The sequence below is a fragment of the Brenneria sp. L4-2C genome, assembly GCF_040240335.1.
Lineage (GTDB): Bacteria > Pseudomonadota > Gammaproteobacteria > Enterobacterales > Enterobacteriaceae > Brenneria.
This window is the reverse complement of sequence record NZ_JBEIAC010000058.1, coordinates 1-932: the sequence shown is the minus strand read 5'-3', so window position 1 is coordinate 932 and position 932 is coordinate 1. Positions and strand designations below refer to the sequence as shown.

Here is a 932-nt window from a genome sequence, read left to right as displayed (position 1 = left end):
GCGGATATCGCACGCACGGAGGGGCAAATCCGGGCGATAAACGCGGCGAAAGAGAAACACCCGAATTATAGCGCCGAGCAACTGCGAGAAACGGCTATCTACAAAGCCGAGATGCGGAAATATGGCACGGGGAGTGAGGTTCAGCGTGCGATACAGGCGGCGACGGCGGCAGTACAGGGGCTTGCCGGGGGAGACATGCAGGCGGCAATCGCCGGTGGCGCAGCGCCTTATATTGCCAATGTCATCGCCCAGACAGTCCCTGAGACGAATATGACGGGCCGGGTGCTGGCGCATGCGACAGTGAACGCAACGCTGGCGGCGATGCAGGGCAAGGACGGCGCGACAGCGGCGGCAGGCGCGGCGACGGGCGAGTTGATGGGAATGATAGCGACCGAGGCGTATGGTAAAACGGTCGGCGAACTGAGCGAGGAAGAGAAGCAGACAATATCGGCGCTGGCGACGCTGGCCTCAGGACTGGCGGGCGGACTGGCGGGAGACAGCACGGCATCCGCCCTTGCCGGCGCCCAGTCAGGGAAGACGACGGTTGAGAATAATTACCTGAGCTTTGATGAGGCTCGCGCTTTTGATAAAGAAATGACAGCTTGCAAGGCTTCCGGTGACGACTGTGATGCGGTAATTCGTAAATACGACTCGTTAAATAAGGAAAACCGTGAAGAGTTGCAACAGGCGCTGGCGACAGATCCTCTGGTTGTTCTGAGTGGTGAAACTAAATGGAATGTTGAAGGCGGGTTGTCTGCTGCTAACAGGCCTGATTGGCTATACGGTTCGTTGGATAACCGGGATGTAAGGGATTATGTTGCATCCAATAACAATTATGACCTTAATTATATTAATAGTCATACTACTAACGGTGATCGTGCTTTGGCGTTTATTGGTGAGCCAGAAAATTTCTGGGGATTGGTCGCGGGGGG

1 protein-coding gene is annotated in these 932 nt (G+C 55.9%); it reads left to right on the top strand.

Annotated features, from left to right (window positions below; translation table 11 throughout):
- A partial coding sequence (locus tag ABRZ26_RS25010; protein WP_319606708.1) for a VENN motif pre-toxin domain-containing protein occupies nt 1-932 on the top strand: 932 nt, incomplete at both ends.